The organism is Modestobacter versicolor (genome assembly GCF_041028285.1).
GTDB classification, from domain to species: Bacteria; Actinomycetota; Actinomycetes; order Mycobacteriales; family Geodermatophilaceae; genus Modestobacter; species Modestobacter versicolor_A.
In genome coordinates this window covers 469,128-485,297 of the sequence record NZ_JABGDB010000001.1, presented here as the reverse complement: position 1 = coordinate 485,297, position 16,170 = coordinate 469,128, and the positions used below count along the sequence as shown (strand labels likewise).

20 protein-coding genes and 1 tRNA gene are annotated in these 16,170 nt (G+C 75.2%); 10 read left to right on the top strand and 11 right to left on the bottom strand.

The genetic code is table 11. The features are described 5' to 3' along the window. The first annotated feature begins 7 nt into the window (after positions 1-7). Positions 8-628, top strand: a complete 621-nt coding sequence (locus tag HL054_RS02530) for a TetR-like C-terminal domain-containing protein (protein ID WP_369137129.1) — start codon at positions 8-10, stop codon at positions 626-628. A gap of 48 nt (positions 629-676) precedes the next feature. Here HL054_RS02530 and HL054_RS02525 read toward each other — a convergent pair whose 3' ends face one another. The 5 genes from HL054_RS02525 to HL054_RS02505 form a co-directional block, all read right to left on the bottom strand. After that, positions 677-2,941: a heavy metal translocating P-type ATPase gene (locus tag HL054_RS02525; protein ID WP_369137128.1), complete on the bottom strand. Its 2,265-nt coding sequence runs from the start codon at positions 2,939-2,941 to the stop codon at positions 677-679. Then, positions 2,938-3,144: a heavy-metal-associated domain-containing protein gene (locus tag HL054_RS02520; protein ID WP_369137127.1), complete on the bottom strand. Its 207-nt coding sequence runs from the start codon at positions 3,142-3,144 to the stop codon at positions 2,938-2,940. Before HL054_RS02520 ends, HL054_RS02525 begins: the two co-directional genes overlap by 4 nt. Before the next feature lie 44 nt (positions 3,145-3,188). Continuing rightward, positions 3,189-3,482 carry a metal-sensitive transcriptional regulator gene (locus tag HL054_RS02515; protein WP_369137125.1) on the bottom strand — a complete coding sequence of 98 codons (294 nt, stop codon included), beginning with the start codon at positions 3,480-3,482 and terminating at the stop codon, positions 3,189-3,191. A 32-nt stretch (positions 3,483-3,514) separates the two neighbouring features. Further along, the gene (locus HL054_RS02510) at positions 3,515-3,934 is read right to left on the bottom strand and encodes a DUF427 domain-containing protein (RefSeq protein WP_369137123.1); all 420 of its coding nucleotides are present in this window, start codon (positions 3,932-3,934) and stop codon (positions 3,515-3,517) included. 100 nt (positions 3,935-4,034) lie between these two features. Continuing rightward, the gene (locus HL054_RS02505) at positions 4,035-4,271 is read right to left on the bottom strand and encodes a DUF3618 domain-containing protein (RefSeq protein ID WP_369137121.1); all 237 of its coding nucleotides are present in this window, start codon (positions 4,269-4,271) and stop codon (positions 4,035-4,037) included. Positions 4,272-4,359: 88 nt separating this feature from the next. Between HL054_RS02505 and HL054_RS02500 the strand changes: the two genes are divergently transcribed. Beyond that, positions 4,360-4,440: transfer RNA gene (locus HL054_RS02500), tRNA-Leu, on the top strand. Between the two features lie 48 nt (positions 4,441-4,488). After that, complete coding sequence (locus tag HL054_RS02495) at positions 4,489-5,100, top strand: class I SAM-dependent methyltransferase (RefSeq protein WP_369137120.1); 612 nt, start codon at positions 4,489-4,491, stop codon at positions 5,098-5,100. 9 nt (positions 5,101-5,109) lie between these two features. Here HL054_RS02495 and HL054_RS02490 read toward each other — a convergent pair whose 3' ends face one another. Both HL054_RS02490 and HL054_RS02485 read right to left on the bottom strand, forming a co-directional pair. Further along, a complete protein-coding gene (locus HL054_RS02490) occupies positions 5,110-6,033 on the bottom strand; it encodes a DUF6910 family protein (RefSeq protein WP_369137118.1) in 924 nt (307 codons plus the stop codon). Between the two features lie 55 nt (positions 6,034-6,088). Then, positions 6,089-6,352: a hypothetical protein gene (locus tag HL054_RS02485; protein WP_369137117.1), complete on the bottom strand. Its 264-nt coding sequence runs from the start codon at positions 6,350-6,352 to the stop codon at positions 6,089-6,091. A 193-nt stretch (positions 6,353-6,545) separates the two neighbouring features. On the opposite strand from HL054_RS02485, the gene HL054_RS02480 reads away from it, so the two are divergent. Then, complete coding sequence (locus HL054_RS02480) at positions 6,546-8,630, top strand: glycosyltransferase family 2 protein (protein ID WP_369137116.1); 2,085 nt, start codon at positions 6,546-6,548, stop codon at positions 8,628-8,630. Next, entirely contained in the window at positions 8,627-9,256 is a 630-nt protein-coding gene (locus HL054_RS02475) for a hypothetical protein (RefSeq protein WP_369137115.1), read from the top strand. Before HL054_RS02480 ends, HL054_RS02475 begins: the two co-directional genes overlap by 4 nt. A 4-nt stretch (positions 9,257-9,260) precedes the next feature. Here HL054_RS02475 and rdgB read toward each other — a convergent pair whose 3' ends face one another. Both rdgB and rph read right to left on the bottom strand, forming a co-directional pair. Beyond that, complete coding sequence (gene rdgB, locus HL054_RS02470; RefSeq protein ID WP_369137114.1) at positions 9,261-9,863, bottom strand: RdgB/HAM1 family non-canonical purine NTP pyrophosphatase; 603 nt, start codon at positions 9,861-9,863, stop codon at positions 9,261-9,263. Next, positions 9,860-10,582: a ribonuclease PH gene (gene rph, locus HL054_RS02465; RefSeq protein ID WP_369137113.1), complete on the bottom strand. Its 723-nt coding sequence runs from the start codon at positions 10,580-10,582 to the stop codon at positions 9,860-9,862. The genes rdgB and rph overlap by 4 nt, the downstream gene beginning before the upstream one ends. A 94-nt stretch (positions 10,583-10,676) precedes the next feature. Between rph and HL054_RS02460 the strand changes: the two genes are divergently transcribed. Together HL054_RS02460 and HL054_RS02455 are read left to right on the top strand one after the other, a co-directional pair. Continuing rightward, positions 10,677-11,255 carry an ArsR/SmtB family transcription factor gene (locus tag HL054_RS02460; RefSeq protein ID WP_369137112.1) on the top strand — a complete coding sequence of 193 codons (579 nt, stop codon included), beginning with the start codon at positions 10,677-10,679 and terminating at the stop codon, positions 11,253-11,255. Continuing rightward, complete coding sequence (locus tag HL054_RS02455; protein WP_369137110.1) at positions 11,252-12,043, top strand: SRPBCC family protein; 792 nt, start codon at positions 11,252-11,254, stop codon at positions 12,041-12,043. Before HL054_RS02460 ends, HL054_RS02455 begins: the two co-directional genes overlap by 4 nt. Before the next feature lie 35 nt (positions 12,044-12,078). Here the strand turns inward: HL054_RS02455 and HL054_RS02450 are convergent, their stop codons facing one another. Continuing rightward, complete coding sequence (locus HL054_RS02450) at positions 12,079-12,567, bottom strand: MarR family winged helix-turn-helix transcriptional regulator (protein WP_369137109.1); 489 nt, start codon at positions 12,565-12,567, stop codon at positions 12,079-12,081. A gap of 49 nt (positions 12,568-12,616) precedes the next feature. Here HL054_RS02450 and HL054_RS02445 point away from each other — a divergent pair, with 49 nt between their 5' ends. From HL054_RS02445 to gndA, 3 genes are all read left to right on the top strand, one after another. After that, positions 12,617-13,021, top strand: a complete 405-nt coding sequence (locus HL054_RS02445) for a YjbQ family protein (RefSeq protein WP_369137108.1) — start codon at positions 12,617-12,619, stop codon at positions 13,019-13,021. A gap of 80 nt (positions 13,022-13,101) precedes the next feature. Then, positions 13,102-13,590, top strand: coding sequence for a thioredoxin-dependent thiol peroxidase (gene bcp / locus HL054_RS02440; protein WP_369137107.1), 489 nt, complete (start codon positions 13,102-13,104; stop codon positions 13,588-13,590). Between the two features lie 66 nt (positions 13,591-13,656). Then, positions 13,657-15,096 carry an NADP-dependent phosphogluconate dehydrogenase gene (gndA, locus tag HL054_RS02435; protein WP_369137106.1) on the top strand — a complete coding sequence of 480 codons (1,440 nt, stop codon included), beginning with the start codon at positions 13,657-13,659 and terminating at the stop codon, positions 15,094-15,096. A 58-nt stretch (positions 15,097-15,154) separates the two neighbouring features. On the opposite strand, the gene HL054_RS02430 is transcribed toward gndA, so the two are convergent. Further along, positions 15,155-16,114 carry a DNA polymerase domain-containing protein gene (locus HL054_RS02430; RefSeq protein ID WP_369137105.1) on the bottom strand — a complete coding sequence of 320 codons (960 nt, stop codon included), beginning with the start codon at positions 16,112-16,114 and terminating at the stop codon, positions 15,155-15,157. Between the last annotated feature and the right edge of the window lie 56 nt (positions 16,115-16,170).

Below are 16,170 nucleotides of genomic sequence, written 5' to 3'. Positions count from 1 at the left end.
TTGAGGTGTGCCTCACCTTCCGCCCGCCGACGGCACGCGACCCGGTCGAGGCGGCCGCCCCCGGGACCCGTCCCGCGACGGGGCGATCCGGGCGGCGATCCTGAAGGTGCTGGCCGAGTCCGGCTACGCCGGGCTGACCATGGACGCCGTCGCCGCGGCGGCCGGCGTCGGCAAGGCGACGATCTACCGCCGCTGGCGCACCAAGTCCGAGCTCGTGGCCGACGCGGTCGCCGAGCTGAGCTCGGTGTCGGTCGAGGTGCCGGACACCGGCTCGCTCGAGGGCGACCTGCGGGTGCTGCTGCACTGGCTGGTCGGCGCGGTGAACGGCCCGCTCGGCGCGGCCACCCTGTCGCTGCTGTCGGCGATGCCGCACGAGCCCGAGCTGCGCGAGGCGTTCCGCAGCGGCCCGATGGGCGTGTGGAGCGCGGTGTTCCGCGAGGTGTGGGTCCGGGCGGAGACCCGCGGCGAGGTGCAGCGCCCCGTGATGGGCACCGCCGTCGCCTCCACGGCCAGCGCACCGATCCTGCAGCGCTGGCTGTTCGGCGGCGAGGCGGTGTCGGTCGAGTTCGCCGACGAGGTGCTCGCCGAGATCGTGCTGCCGCTCATCGCCCGCCGCTCCGCCGCCTGAGCCCGACCCGCAGGGCGGCCCGGGCTCGGACGGCGGAGCGGGACCGGCTCAGGCCGCGGAGCGGAACCGGCGCAGCCGCAGGCTGTTGGTGACCACCAGCACCGAGGACGCCGCCATCGCCAGCCCGGCGAGCACCGGGTTGAGGAACCCCAGCGCGGCCAGCGGCACCAGGGCGACGTTGTAGGCGAACGCCCAGAACAGGTTGCCCTTGATCACCGCGAGCGTGCGCCGGGACAGCCGGACCGCGTCGACCGCGGCGTCCAGGTCGGCCCGCACCAGGGTCAGGTCGCTGGCCTCGATCGCCACGTCGGTGCCCGACCCCATCGCCAGGCCCAGGTCGGCCTGGGCCAGCGCCGGCGCGTCGTTCACGCCGTCCCCGACCATGGCGACCACCTTGCCGCGGGCCTGCAGCTCGCGGACGACGTCGACCTTGCCGGCCGGGAGCACGCCGGCGACCACCTCGCCGCGGTCGGGGTCCAGGCCGACCGCCCGGGCCACTGCGGCGGCGGCACCGGCGTTGTCACCGGTCACCAGCACCGGGGAGAGCCCCAGCGCGCGCAGCCGGCCGATGGCGGCGGCGCTGGTCGGCTTCACGGTGTCGGCGACGACGAGCACGCCGCGCACCTCGCCGTCCCAGGCGACCTGCACCGCGGTGCGGCCGGCCGCCTCGGCGGCCTCGACCACGGCGGCCAGGTCGGCGGGCAGCGGCGGCAGCTCGCCGCGGCAGCCGATGACCAGGTCGTGGCCCTCGACGCGGCCGCTGACGCCCATGCCGGGCCGGCTGCTGAAGTCCTCGACCGGGGCGAGCGGGGTGCCGGCCGCGGCGACGATCGCCGTCGCGATCGGGTGCTCGGAGCCGGCCTCCACGGCGGCCGCCAGCCGCAGGGTGTCCGGGTGGCCGGCGACCTCGAGCAGGCTCATCCGGCCGGTGGTGACCGTGCCGGTCTTGTCCAGCAGCACGGTGTCGACCCGGCGGGTGCTCTCCAGCACCTCGGGGCCCTTGATCAGCACGCCGAGCTGCGCGCCGCGGCCGGTGCCGACGAGCAGCGCCGTCGGGGTGGCGAGCCCCAGCGCGCACGGGCAGGCGATGACCAGGACGGCGACCGCGGCGGTGAAGGCCGCCGTCACGTCGCCGGTGGTCACCAGCCAGCCGACCAGGGTGGCGACGGCGATCACGAGGACCACGGGCACGAAGACCGCCGACACCCGGTCGGCCAGCCGCTGCACCGGGGCCTTGCCGCTCTGCGCGGCGGTGACCAGCCGGCCGAGCTGGGCCAGCGTCGTCGCCTCCCCCACGCGGGTCGCCTCGACCACCAGCCGGCCGCCGACGTTGACCGTCGCCCCGGTGACCCGGTCACCCGCGGCGACCTCGACCGGCACGCTCTCGCCGGTGAGCATCGACGCGTCGACCGCGGAGGTGCCGCTGACGACGACGCCGTCGGTGGCCACCTTCTCCCCCGGCCGGACGACGAACCGGTCACCGATCGCGAGCCGGCCGACCGGCACCCTCACCTCGACGCCGTCCCGCAGCACCGCGGCGTCCCGGGCGCCCAGCTCCAGCAGCGCGGTCAGCGCGGAGCCGGAGCGGCGCTTGGCCCGGGCCTCGGCGTACCGGCCGGCCAGCAGGAAGACGGTGACCGCGGAGGCCACCTCGAGGTAGATCTCGTCGTGCCCGCTGCCCCGCTCGGGGACGAGCTCGAAGGACATCCGCATGCCGGTCATGCCGGCGTCGCCGAGGAACAGCGCCCACAGCGACCACAGGAACGCCGCGGTGATCCCGATCGAGACCAGCGTGTCCATCGTGCTGGCGCCGTGCCGGGCGTTGACCACGGCGGCGCGGTGGAACGGCCATGCGCCCCAGACCGCGACCGGGGCGGCCAGGGCGAGCACCAGCCACTGCCAGTCGTCGAACTGCAGCGCCGGGACCATCGACAGCACGAGCACCGGCAGGGTCAGCGCGGCGCTCACCAGCAGGCGCTGGCGGAGCGCGGCGTCCGGGTCGACGGGCAGCGGGTCGCCGGTGGTCGGGCCCGCCTCCTCGACCGGCGGCGCCGGGAGGGCGGCTTGGTAGCCGGCGGCGGCGACGGTCTCCAGCAGCCGGTCGGTGTCGACCCGCACCGGGTCGAACCGGACGGTGGCCGCCTCGGTCGCGTAGTTGACGCTGGCCTGCACGCCGTCGAGCTTGTTGAGCTTGCGCTCGATCCGGTTCGCGCAGCTGGCGCAGGTCATCCCGGCGATGTCGAGCCGGACCTCGCCGGCCAGCTCGTCCGGGGCCCCCACCGCCGGACGGGCCGCGGAGGGCCCGGCGCTCATGCCGGCTGCGCGGTGTAGCTGCCGGCCTCGGACACGGCGGCCTGCACCTGCTCGGCGGTCACGTCGCCGACCACGTGCAGCCGGCCCGCGGCCAGGTCGACGTCGACCTCGCTGACGCCGGGCAGCTCGGAGACCTCCTCGGTGACGGAGGCGACGCAGTGCTGGCAGGTCATGCCGGTCACGGTGAAGTCGAGGGTGGGCACGGTGGTCCTCCAGGGGTCGAGCGGGATCGGGGTGGGTCGGGCGGTCAGGAGCGGACGAGCCGGGCGATCGCGGCCGAGGCCTCGGCGATCTTGGCGTCGGCGGCCGCCCCGTCGTCGGTGGCGCTGCTGGCGACCGCGTCCCGGACGCAGTGGCCGAGGTGGTCGTCGAGCAGGCCGAGGGCGACCGCCTGCAGGGCCTTGGTGGCCGCGGAGACCTGGGTGAGGACGTCGATGCAGTACGTGTCGTCCTCGACCATCCGCGCGATGCCCCGGACCTGCCCCTCCACCCGCTTGAGGCGTGCGAGGACCTGGTCCTTGTTGCCGGCGTAGCCCGTCATGACGCCCAACATACCCCCCGGGGGTACATCTGTCACCAGCCGCGGGTGCCGGCCTCGCCCTTGAACGGCCCGACCACGTCGGCGGTGATCCAGCCGCCGTAGAAGTCCCCCGCCTGCGCACGCACCGGCTCGCCGTCGACCGTCGCGCCGTCCACCCGGCTCGGGTAGAACGCCAGCGCACCGCGCAGCAGCTCGTACCCGGCGGTGGGCCGCTCGTAGGACCAGGCCACCGAGGAGTGGCGGACCCCGTCGACGACGACGTCCCAGTAGGTGGCCGTGCCCTTGAACTCGCACCACGACGAGCCGACCGCGCGCTCCAGGACGCCGGGCGCGACGTCGTCCCGGGGCACGTAGAAGACCGGCGGGTGGCTGGTCTCGCACACCCGGACGGCGCGATGGGTGGCGGCGATCACGCGGCCGCCGAGGCTGACCTCGACCCGGCGTCCGGTCACTGCGGCGGACGGCGGGCGGGGGTAGTCCCAGACTGACTCCTGACCGGGGCCGACCGGGTCTGGCTGCGGATGGCGCACCACCTGAGTGTGCGCCTCCGGATCAACGCCTGCGGACGGCCTTCACGATCTTCCGGGTGACGACGAAGGTCACCAGCAGCCCGACGCCGCTGACGACGGCGATCCCGGGCGGGCTCTGCAGGAACGCCTGGGCCTTCGCCACGCCCTGGGCCTTCAGACGCTGGGGGCTGGTCCGGAACGCCAGGTCGTCCAACGTGGCCGCCAACGACTCACGGGCGGCGTCGATCTCCTGCTGGATCTGCTCGGGGCTGCGCGGCACGGGCGACAGCCTGCCAGATCGTGTGCCGGACGGCCCGGTCAGTGCTCCCCGGGCCACCCGACCGGGTGCTCCTAGACTCCGGGACCACGCGGGAGTGGTGTAACGGCAGCCACGCCAGACTTAGGATCTGGTGCCTTCGGGCGTAGGGGTTCGACTCCCCTCTCCCGCACGCGGCCGGTCCTTGCGGCGCCGGGTCGCCCGGAGGACCGTGCCGGGCATGGGCCTCTACAGCCGCCACCTGCGCCCGCGGCTGCACGACCGGCAGCTCGGCACCGCCACCTTCGGCGTGCTGCGCGACCGGGTGTGCGCCGGGCTGGCCGGCGACGTGCTGGAGATCGGCTTCGGGTCCGGGCTGAACCTGCCCCACCTGCCGCCGGCGGTCACCGGCGTCTGGGCGGTCGAGCCGTCGGCCACCGCGCTGCGGCTCTCCCGCGCCCGGCAGGACGCCGCCGCCGTCCCGGTCGTCGTCGCGGGGGACGACGCCCAGCAGCTGCTGCTCCCCGACGACCGCTTCGACGCGGTGCTGTGCACCTTCGTGCTCTGCGGGCTGCCCGACGCCGGCCGCGCGCTCACCGAGGTCGCCCGGGTGCTCCGGCCCGGCGGCGCGCTGCACCTCGTCGAGCACGGCCTGTCACCCGACCCCGGCGTGCGCCGGTGGCAGCGCCGCGGGAACCCGGTCAACCGGGTGCTGGCCGGCTGCTCGCTGGACACCGACGTCGCGGGGCTCTTGGCCGCCTCGCCCCTGACGGTGGTCGAGCTGACCACCCGGTACGAGGAGGGCGTGCCGCGGCCGGCGGGGCACCTCTTCGAGGGCCGCGCGACCGCCTGAGCCCCGGGGTCAGCCCAGGACGACGCGCAGGTCGAGCTCGGCCGACGGCACGTCCGGGTCGTCGTCGTCCACCACCGCCAGCAGGCGGAGCACGCCGTCCCGGACGTCGACCAGGCCCAGTCCCTCCAGCTTGTGCACCCGGCCGGCCACCTCGGGCACCGGCACGACGGCCACCACGTCGTCCCCGTCGACGAGGGCGAGCGCGGTGGCGACCACCGGACCGTCGTCGACCGCGTTCGGGGTGTCCTCGGCCGCCGCGCTGAGCAGCAGCCGGCCGTCCGGCAGCGCCACCGCGTCGGTGACCGCCAGACCGACCCCTTCGACCTCGCCCAGCTCGTGGACCAGCGGCCGGCGCACGTCGACGTCCTCGACCGGAGCCCGACCGAGGACGGCGGCGACCAGCGCGTCCAGGGACAGCTCGACGCTGGCCGAGGGCAGCCCCGCGGCCAGGTTGCCGCGCTGGAACCAGCGCACCGTGCCGTGGTGCCGGCTGGCCCCCTCCAGGTTCAGCTGGTCCAGCGGCACCTGCAGGGCCGCAGCGACCCGGGCGTACACCGGGCCGAGCTGGGCCTGGTGCACCACCGGCCGTCCGTCGTCGTCCAGCACCACCAGCGCCGCACGCATCCGCCGCGCCGTCGAGCCCGAACCCAGGAGCAGGACGGCGGGCGCCCCGTCGACCTCGGCCGGGCACGCCACCTCGACGTCGGGCTTGAGGTGCTTGGTGCCGGCCCGCTCGCTGAACCGGTCGAGGCCGTCCACCGGGGGGAAGAGCCGGACCGGCGTGGTGGAGGCGGGCCGGCGCCACGCCGCGGACGTGGCGTCGTCCTGCGCGACCAGCCACCCGTCGCCGAGCGGCGCGATCGCCGACGCGGCGGTGACCGGCGTCCCGTCGTCGAACCGGAGCTGGCGGACGCCGTCCACGAAGACCTGCACGGCGCTGCAGTGCCCAGCCCGGGGCCCGCTCACGCCGGGTCGGGTCACGCCGGGGTCAGACGGCGTCCTCGTCGGCCCAGCCCTGCATCGCCTCGGCCCGGAACTGGGCCATGAACTGGTCCCGGGTCACGCCCCGCCGCTCCGCCTCGCGCTCGCAGAGCATGGCGATCACCAGCGACGACTGGCGGACGACGTCGGCCCGGGTGTCCACGTCCAGCGGACCGAACACCGACAGCCAGGCCGCCCAGTCCCCGTCGCCCGCCGCCTCGGCCATCTCCAGCACCAGCCCGAACCGGCGCAGCGCCTCCAGGTCGGCCATCGGGCACCTCCGCTCCCCGGTCGCCCGGCGCGGCCGCTCCCCGGACGGTAGCCACGGACGGCGCACGCCCGCCGGTGCGGGTCGCCGGCCGGTCCGCGCACCCCCCGTCGCCCGATCGGGTCGACCACCCCCGAGGGGTGAGCCCGGGTCGCGGCGACCACAGCCCGGGTGCCGGACTGCCGACCACTGCACGGTGACAGTCTTCGCGCCGAGCGGCGCCGCCTCCGGTCCGGCACCCCGCCGTGGCCGCGGCCGGCACGCTGCCCCGGAACGACTCGGTGACGTGCTGGTGGAGCAGGGCGCCCTCACCCGGGAACAGCTCCAGGAAGCACTCGACCAGCACCGACGGGTGGGCGCGCCGCTCGGGGCCGTCGTCCTGGCCCGCGGCATGGTCACCCGCCGCCAGCTGTACGTGGCCCTCGCCGAGGTGTGGGGCGCCGACCTCGCCTTCGTCGACCCGGTCGAGGTCGACGAGGAGCTGGCCCGGCGCTTCCCCGCCGCGATGCTCGCCCGGGAGACCTGGGTGCCGCTGCGCGTCGAGGAGGACGGCGACGGCCTGCCGCAGGTCGTCGTCGCCACCGCCGGCCGCCCGTCGGCGCACATCGCCGAGGAGGTCGTGCAGCGCACCGGCATCCCCCGGGTGCGCCAGGTCGTCACCACCGACTGGGACGTCCAGCGCGCGCTGCGCACCGTGTGGCGCGACGAGCTGGTGCACGACGCCGTCAAGTCCCTGGCCGAGCGCCGCCCCGAGGAGTCGGCGTCCACCGTGTTCGTCTGGCCGCAGGTCGCCGCTGCGATCGGGCTGCTCGTCGCCACCGTCACCGGGCTGGTGCTCGACTTCTCGCTGACCATGGTCGTGCTGGTGGCGACGGTGAACGTCGCCGTGGCCCTCGCCGTCGGCACCAAGGCGCTGATCAGCACCGTCGGCACCGCCTGGGAGACCGTCGAGCAGGTCACCGCCGCCGAGGTCGCCGCGCTCGAGGACGCCGACCTGCCCGTCTACACGATCCTCGTCCCGGTCTACAAGGAGGCCGGCATCGTCGGCCTGCTGATGCGCAACCTCGCCGACCTCGACTACCCGCGCGAGAAGCTGGAGATCCTGCTCCTGCTGGAGGAGGACGACCCCGAGACGCTGACGGCCGCGCTGGCCGCCGCGCCGCCGGACCTGGTCCGCATCGTCGTCGTCCCGCACTCGCTGCCCAAGACCAAGCCGCGCGCCTGCAACGTGGGGCTGACCTTCGCCCGCGGCGAGTACGTGGTCATCTACGACGCCGAGGACCGCCCGGACGCCGACCAGCTGAAGAAGGCGCTCATCGCCTTCCGCAAGGGCGGGGACGACCTGGTCTGCGTGCAGGCCGCGCTGAACTACTTCAACGCCCGGGAGAACCTGCTGACCCGGATGTTCACCCTGGAGTACTCCTCCTGGTTCGACTACACCCTGGCCGGCCTGGACAAGATGCGGCTGCCCATCCCGCTGGGCGGCACGAGCAACCACTTCCGCACCGACATGCTCCGCGACCTCGGCGGCTGGGACCCCTACAACGTCACCGAGGACGCCGACCTGGGCATCCGCGCCTCGGCCCAGGGGCACCGCGTCGCCGTGGTGAACTCCACGACGTACGAAGAGGCCAACATGGCCGTCGGCAACTGGATCCGGCAGCGCAGCCGCTGGATCAAGGGCTACATGCAGACGGTGCTCGTGCACACCCGCCACCCGTGGCGGCTGCTGCGCAGCGTCGGCCCCCGGCAGACCGCCGGCTTCGCCCTGCTCATCGGCGGGACCCCGCTGATGTTCCTGGCCGCGCCGTGGCTCTACGCGCTGTTCGTCGTCCAGCTGGTGTGGCCCGGCGCGCTGGTGCCGGTGCTGCCCGAGTGGCTGGTGCACGTCAGCCTGGCGAACCTGCTGCTCGGCAACGGCGTGATCATCTACCTGTCGCTGCTGGCCGGCTTCAAGCGCCGCACCTACGGGCTGGTGCCCTTCGCGCTGTTCTCGCCGGTCTACTGGCTGCTGCACTCGATCGCCTCCTACAAGGCGCTCTGGCAGCTGGTGGTCAACCCGTTCTACTGGGAGAAGACTGACCACGGCCTCTCCAGCCACGTGCAGGTCGACGAGTCGGCCGGCCTCGAGGAGCCGCCCGCCGCGCCCGTCGCAGCGGCACCGGTCCGCACCTCGGCGCCGGACCCCGTCCAACCGGCGGCCGACGTCGTCCGGCTGATCGACCCCGCCACCGTGCCGCCGCCCCCGGTGCGCCGCGCCCCCGAGGAGGACCAGCCGTGACCGCCGCGAACCCGCTGTCCCAGCTGCGCCCCGGCGCCTCCCCCGCCGAGGCGGAGAGCTTCGCCGAGGCCCGGATGCGGCTGGCCGTCTCCGGGGTCACGCCCCCGCGGCTGCCGATGCGCCGGGTGCTGGGCCTGTCGGCGGCCGTGCTCGTCGTGGAGACCGCAGTCATGCTCGTCACCGGGCAGTCGCTGCACGACGTGCTGCTGCCCGGCTACCTGATCCTGATGACCACCTTCGGCCTGGTGTTCTGCCTCGGCGCGGTCACCGTGGCCGGGTTCGCGGCCGGCGCCGCGGGCGCCGGGCTGGTCGTGCTGCAGCCCGGCGCCCTGCTCCCGCTGCTCGGCGGCGCCGCGGTGCTCGCCCTGGGCTGCGGCTTCGCCCCCGGCTGGGCCCGGGTCGAGGCGTGGCAGGCCGCGCACTCCCGCCCGCTCACCGCGGAGGAGGAGGCCGCGGTCGGCCAGCGCGCGCTGGACGGCGGCCGGTCCCGCGGCTGGTCCCCCGGCGTCCGGCTGCGCAACTACTGGCGCACCGACCGGGTGCTCGCCGCGTTCCTGGTGCTGGCCTTCCACCCGCTGCTGGCGGCCTTCGCGCTGTGGTTCACGCACTGGAGCGCCGGCCGCTGAGCGGTCAGCCGAGCACCTCGGCGATGACCGGCAGCAGCGCGGCGAACGCCTGTCCGCGGTGGCTGATCGCGTCCTTCTCGGCCGGTGACAGCTCGGCCGAGGTGCGGTCCAGGCCGGCGGGCACGAACACCGGGTCGTAGCCGAAGCCGTTGGTGCCGCGCCCCTCCCGGACCACCGCACCGCGCCACTCGGCCCGCAGCACCCGCTCGTCGCCGTCCGGGGTGACCAGGGCCGCGGCGCAGACGAACGCGGCGCCGCGCCGCTCGTCCGGGACGTCGGCGAGCTGACCGAGCAGCAGCGCGGTGTTCGCGTCGTCGTCCCCGTGCCGGCCGGACCAGCGCGCCGACAGGATGCCCGGCATCCCGTTGAGCGCGTCGACGGTGATCCCGGAGTCGTCGGCCACCGCGGGCAGGCCCGTGTGCCGGACCGCCTCCCGGGCCTTGAGCAGCGCGTTCTCCTCGAACGTCGCACCGGTCTCGGGCGCCTCGGGGTACTCGGCGACGTCGCGCAGGCCGAGCACCTCGACCCCGGGGACGGCGGTGGCCAGCAGCCGCTGCAGCTCGGCCAGCTTGCCGGCGTTGCGGGTGGCGAGCAGCAGCCGGCTCATGCGGCCAGAGCCTGCTGCTGCAGCGCGGTGAGCTCGGCGCACCCGGCGACGGCGAGGTCGAGCAGCTGGTCGAGGGTGGCCCGGTCGAAGACGGCGCCCTCCGCGGTCCCCTGCACCTCCACGAAGCCGCCGTCGCCGGTGCACACCACGTTCATGTCGGTGCCGGCCGTGACGTCCTCCTCGTAGGCGAGGTCCAGCCGGGGCTCGCCGTCGATGACCCCGACGCTCACCGCGGCCACCGAGTTCGGCAGCGGGGTGGCCTTGGCCAGCTTGCCGCGCTCGCCGAGGAACCCGACGGCGTCGGCCAGGGCGACGTAGGCGCCGGTGATCGCCGCGGTGCGGGTGCCGCCGTCGGCCTGCAGGACGTCGCAGTCCAGCGCGATGCTGTTCTCGCCCAGCGCCGAGAGGTCGATGCTGGCGCGCAGCGACCGGCCGATGAGCCGGCTGATCTCGTGGGTGCGCCCGCCGATCCTGCCCTTGACCGACTCCCGGTCGCTGCGGGTGTGGGTGGCCCGCGGGAGCATCGAGTACTCGGCGGTGACCCAGCCCAGGCCCGAGCCGCGGCGCCAGCGCGGCACGCCCTCGGTGACGCTGGCCGCGCACAGCACGCGGGTGCGGCCGAACTCCACCAGCACCGAGCCCTCGGCGTGGTCGAGCCAGTTGCGGGTGATGGTCACCGGGCGGAGCTGGTCGGCCGAGCGGCCGTCGGGGCGGGTCACGTGGACCGAGGGTACTGACGCCCCCGCCCCGGGCCGGTGGCCGTCCGCTCGCCGAGGCCTTGACAAGGAAATCTGTCAATGTCAGCGTGGCGTCATGCAGGACGTCGAGGTCATCGAGGACGCGCAGGCCGCCGCCACCGCGCTGGACCCGGTGCGGGCCCGGCTGCTCGCCGAGCTGGCCGTCCCCGCCTCCGCCGCCGGGCTCGCCGCCCGGGTCGGCACCACGCGCCAGAAGGTGAACTACCACCTCCGGGCGCTCGAGGCGCACGGCCTGGTGGAGCTGGCCGAGGAGCGCCGCCACGGGGGCCTCACCGAGCGGGTGCTGCAGGCGTCGGCGGCGTCCTACGTCGTGTCCCCGGCCGCCGTCAGCCCGTCCGCGGCCGACCCGGGCGCGAACGCGGACCACCTGTCCGCGGGCTACCTCGTCGCGCTGGCCGGCCGGCTGGTCCGCGAGGTCGGCTCGCTGGTCCGCCGGGCCGGCGCGTCCGGCACGCGCCTGCCGACGCTGACCATCGACACCCGGATCGGCTTCCGGTCGGCCGCCGACCGGGCCGCCTTCGCCGACGAGCTGACCGCCGCGGTGCTCGACCTGGCCGCCCGGCACCACCACGACGACGGGCGCATGCACCGGCTCGTCATCGCCGCCCACCCCCTTCCCGAGGAGACGCCATGAGCACGACCACGACCGTCCCGTACCGGCTGGATTTCAGCGTCGAGGTGCCGGGCACCCCGGAGCAGGTCTGGCAGGCCGTCGCGACCGCCCAGGGCCTGAGCGCCTGGTTCCTGCCGACCGAGCTGGAGGAGCACGAGGGCGGGTCGCTGCACTTCTCGATGGGCCCGGGAATGGGCTCGGACGGGCGGGTCACCGGCTGGGACCCGCCGCGCCGCCTCGCCTACGAGGAGGACTGGGCCGCCCTCATGGGCAAGGACCCGGAGGCGTTGAGCCCGCTCACGTCGGAGTTCCTGGTCGAGGCGCGGTCCGGTGGCACCTGCGTCGTCCGGGTCACCAGCAGCGGCTTCGGCACCGGCGCCGACTGGGAGTCGGAGTGGTGGGCCGAGATGGGCCCGGGCTGGATGTCGTTCTCCGACAACCTGCGCCTCTACCTGACGCACTTCCCCGGCCAGGCGGCCACGCACCTGGAGGCCACCGTCACCCGCTCCGCCGACGCGAAGGAGCTCTGGTCGGCGATGTCCGAGGCGCTCGGGCTGGGCGAGGTCGGCGCGGCGGTCGAGGTGTGCGGCGCCACCGGCACGGTCGAGCGGGCCGGCGAGGACCAGGCCATGGTCCGGCTCACCGCCCCGGTGCCCGGGATGCTCAGCGTCTTCGTGTTCGACCAGGGCGAGGGGACGGCGATGGCCGGCGTCCGGGCGTACCTCTTCTCCCCCGACGCGGCCGCCTTCGTGCAGCGCGAGGAGCCGGCCTGGCGCACCTGGCTGCAGGAGCTCCCGGTCGGGGGCTGACGCCCGGCCCCCGCCCGGCTCCCCCGCCCCGCGAGTCAGGCCTGGGGCGGGTCGCCGAGGTCCTGGCCGGCGACCCAGCCCGGCTGGTCCAGGCGCACCGGGTCACTGCCGACCAGGGCGGTGAGCTGTGCCTCGAGCCGGCCGAGCTCGTCGGCGCCGAGCTGCTGGGCCCACCGCTCGCGCAGCTCGTCGAACACCGCCTCGCCCTCCCGGAGCAGCGCCTGGCCGCGCCCGGTCACCTGCAGCCGCTTGCGGCGGGCGTCGGCGGGGTCCGCCTCCCGGCCGACGTAGCCGCGCTCCTGCAGGACGGCGATCGTCTTGGCCGCCGCCTGCTTCGAGACCGACATCCGGCGGCCCAGCTCGGAGGCGCTGTCGGCCCCCGCCGCGATGGCGCGCAGGGCGAAGTCGTGCACCGGCCGCACGTCCTCGTAACCGCGCCTGGCCAGCTCGGCCTGCGCGGCGTCGACCAGCGAGCGGAACCCGCCCAGCAGGAGCAGCGCCAGGTCGGCTCCGGAGCGGGACACCGCGCGATGGTAGCCAGCGCCCGGGCGCGCCGGATGCCATCGTGGGCGCATGCGCTCCGAGCTCCGTGCCGTCCGGACCGGGGGCGTGCCCTCGATCGTCGACCTCACCGACGAGTGCGCGGAGTTCGTCCGCGACGAGGGCGACGGGCTGCTCCAGGTGTTCGTGCCCCACGCCACGGCGGGCATCGCGATCATCGAGACCGGCGCCGGCAGCGACGACGACCTGCTCGCCCAGCTCGACGTGCTGCTCCCCCGGGACGACCGCTGGCGGCACCGGCACGGCGCCGCCGGGCACGGCCGGGACCACGTGCTGCCGGCGTTCGTGCCGCCGCACGCCTCCGTCCCGGTGCTGGAGGGCCGGCTGACGCTGGGCACCTGGCAGCGGATCTGCTTCGTCGACACCAACGTCGACAACCCGTCCCGGCACGTGCGCTTCACCTTCCTGGCGGGCTGACCGGCGTCCGGAGCCCGACCGGTCCTCCGGACGGGCGACCGGATTGGGTGAGCACCGCCCCGGTGCGGGAGGATGCGCGCATGACCGAGACCGACGTCGCTCCCGTCCGCCTCGCCGCCGGTGACCCTGCGCCGGAGTTCACCCTCCCGGACGCCGACGGCAGCTCCGTGTCGCTGTCCGACTACCGCGGCCGCCGGGTGATCGTCTACTGCTACCCCGCCGCGCTGACCCCCGGCTGCACCACCCAGGCCGTCGACTTCACCGCCGCCGCGGGCGACCTGGCCGAGGCCGGGCTGGACATCGTCGGCATCTCCCCCGACTCCCCCGAGAAGCTGCACCGCTTCCGCGAGGAGGAGGAGCTGGCGATCACCCTGCTGGCCGACCCGGAGAAGCAGGTGCTGTCCGCCTACGGCGCCTACGGCCCGAAGAAGCTGTACGGCAAGGAGGTGGTCGGGGTCATCCGCTCGACGTTCGTCATCGACGCCGAGGGCACGGTCGAGAAGGCCGCCTACAACGTCAAGGCCACCGGCCACGTCGCCAAGCTCCGCCGGGACCTCGGTCTCTCCTAGCCGAGGACGGACCTGGGACCCCCAGGGCCTGGCACCGGCCGGGGGCGATGCGGCAGGGTCAGCCGCATGAGTGATCAGATCGGCGTCACCGGACTCGCCGTCATGGGCGCCAACCTCGCCCGCAACCTCGCCCGGCACGGGCACCAGGTCGTGCTGCACAACCGCAGCCGGGCCCGTACCGACACCCTCGTCGAGCAGCACGGCAGCGAGGGCGACTTCGTGCCGACCGGCTCGGTGGCGGAGTTCGTCGGCGCCCTGCAGCGCCCTCGCAAGATCATCATCATGGTGCAGGCCGGCCCGGCCACCGACGCCGTCATCGACGAGATCGCCCCCCTCCTCGAGGAGGGCGACGTGCTGATGGACGGCGGCAACGCGCGGTTCAGCGACACCATCCGCCGCACCGAGGCCCTCACCGCCCAGGGCCTGCACTTCGTCGGCACCGGCATCAGCGGGGGCGAGGAGGGCGCGCTCAACGGGCCGAGCATCATGCCCGGCGGCTCGAAGGAGGCCTACGAGCTGGTCGGCCCGCTGCTGGAGTCGATCGCCGCCGTCGTCGACGGGGAGCCGTGCTGCACCCACGTCGGGGCCAGCGGCGCCGGGCACTTCGTGAAGATGGTGCACAACGGCATCGAGTACGCCGACATGCAGCTCATCGCCGAGGCCTACGACCTGCTGCGGCAGGGGCTCGGCCTCACCCCTGCCGAGATCGGTGACGTCTTCGCCGGCTGGAACGAGGGCGACCTGGAGAGCTACCTCATCGAGATCACCGCCCAGGTGCTGCGGCACACCGACGCCGAGACGGGGAAGCCGTTCGTCGACGTCGTGGTGGACGAGGCCGAGCAGAAGGGCACCGGCCGCTGGACCGTGCAGTCGGCGCTGGACCTGGGCGTGCCGGTCAGCGGCATCGCCGAGGCCGTCTTCGCCCGCGCGCTGTCCGGCCACCGCGAGCAGCGCAGCGCCGGACAGGCGGTGCTGCCGGGCCCGGGCCGGGAGTGGGACGAGCAGGTCGCCGACCGGGACGCCTTCATCGAGTCCGTGCGCCAGGCGCTGTACGCGTCGAAGGTGGTCGCCTACGCCCAGGGGTTCGACCAGATCACCCAGGGCGCCGACCAGTACGGCTGGGACATCGACCGGGCGGCGCTGGCCCGGATCTGGCGGGGCGGCTGCATCATCCGGGCCAAGTTCCTCGATCGGATCGCGCAGGTGTTCACCGACGAGCCCGACGTCACCACGCTGCTCACCAACGACTACTTCCGCGGTGCGGTGAGCGAGGGCCAGGAGGGTTGGCGGCAGGTCGTCGCCGGCGCGGCCCGGCACGGTGTGCCCGCGCCCGGCTTCGCCAGCGCGCTGGCCTACTACGACGGCCTGCGGGCGGACCGGCTGCCGGCCGCGCTGATCCAGGGGCTGCGCGACCTCTTCGGCGCGCACACCTACCGGCGCACCGACAAGGAGGGCTCGTTCCACACCATGTGGGGCGAGGACGGCCGCGAGGTGCAGACCGCCTGAGGACTTGCCCCCGCCGCGGGCGGGCCCTCCCGGGGGGTCCGCCCGCGGCCGGTGGGGCTCAGTCCCCGCTCGCGGCGGCCTTCGCCCGCGCCCGGCGCTTGCCCTCGTGCATCGCCGCCACCCGGGCGATCGGGATGGTGTGGCCCTCGGCGACCAGGTCGGCCGGCAGAAGCTGGGGCTCGGGCAGCGAGGCCGCCCACGGGTCGGTGTCGCCGTACCGGTCGGCGGCCGTGCGGACGGTGACGTCGCCGGGGCGCACGCCCGCGAGCCCGTCCCAGCCCACGGGTGCGGAGACCGGCAGCCCGGGGCGGACGCGGGGGCTGTACGCGGCGGCGATGGTGCCGCGGCCGGACCGGGTCGAGTCGACGAACACCCGGTCGCCGCGCTCCGCGACGACGTACTGGGTGGTGGCGAGCTCGGGGTCCAGCCGTTCCGCGCGTGCGGCCAGCGCCCGGGTCGCCGCGGCGACGTCCTCGGCCGGCGAGCCGTGCACCGGGACGACGACGTGCACGCCGGAGGAACCGCTGGTCTTCACCGCCGCGGTCAGGCCGGCGTCGGCCAGCGCCTGCCGGCACAGCTGCGCGGTCCGCACCACGACGTCGAAGTCCGCGCCGTCCGGCGGGTCGAGGTCGAGCACGAGCCCGGTCGGGTGCTCGTCGTCCACCCGGCTGAACGGCACGTGGAACTCCACCGCGCGCTGGTTGCCCAGCCACAGCAGGGTGCGCCGGTCGTCGCAGAGCACCTGGTGCACCTCACGCCGGGCACGGTCGGACCAGGTGGCCACGGTGCGCACCCAGTCCGGCGCGCCCTTCGGCACGTCGCGCTGGATGAACGGGTCGGCGCCGGGCCGCACCCGCTTGATGGTCAGCGGCCGGCCGGCCAGCAGCGGCACCAGCCGGTCGGCGAAGGCGTCGAGGTGGTCGACCAGCTGGCGCTTGGTCACCTCCAGGCCGTCGCCCAGCGGTGAGTCCAGGCTGCTCAGCCGGACGCCGTCCCGTTCCTCGTGCTCGGTGGCCACCGCGCCACCGTGCCCGCCGTGGCAGCTCGCGGCAACCCGTCCTGGCTCACCGCATG

What these genes read in the sequence shown, in the direction of transcription:
- HL054_RS02495 (WP_369137120.1), top strand. Translation starts at nt 4,489, where the DNA reads ATGGGCCTCTACAGCCGCCACCTGCGCCCGCGGCTGCACGACCGGCAG.
- rdgB (WP_369137114.1), bottom strand. Translation starts at nt 9,863, where the DNA reads ATGAGCCGGCTGCTGCTCGCCACCCGCAACGCCGGCAAGCTGGCCGAG.
- HL054_RS02460 (WP_369137112.1), top strand. Translation starts at nt 10,677, where the DNA reads ATGCAGGACGTCGAGGTCATCGAGGACGCGCAGGCCGCCGCCACCGCG.
- HL054_RS02525 (WP_369137128.1), bottom strand. Translation starts at nt 2,941, where the DNA reads ATGAGCGCCGGGCCCTCCGCGGCCCGTCCGGCGGTGGGGGCCCCGGAC.
- HL054_RS02485 (WP_369137117.1), bottom strand. Translation starts at nt 6,352, where the DNA reads ATGGCCGACCTGGAGGCGCTGCGCCGGTTCGGGCTGGTGCTGGAGATG.
- HL054_RS02445 (WP_369137108.1), top strand. Translation starts at nt 12,617, where the DNA reads ATGCGCTCCGAGCTCCGTGCCGTCCGGACCGGGGGCGTGCCCTCGATC.
- gndA (WP_369137106.1), top strand. Translation starts at nt 13,657, where the DNA reads ATGAGTGATCAGATCGGCGTCACCGGACTCGCCGTCATGGGCGCCAAC.
- HL054_RS02455 (WP_369137110.1), top strand. Translation starts at nt 11,252, where the DNA reads ATGAGCACGACCACGACCGTCCCGTACCGGCTGGATTTCAGCGTCGAG.
- HL054_RS02515 (WP_369137125.1), bottom strand. Translation starts at nt 3,482, where the DNA reads ATGACGGGCTACGCCGGCAACAAGGACCAGGTCCTCGCACGCCTCAAG.
- bcp (WP_369137107.1), top strand. Translation starts at nt 13,102, where the DNA reads ATGACCGAGACCGACGTCGCTCCCGTCCGCCTCGCCGCCGGTGACCCT.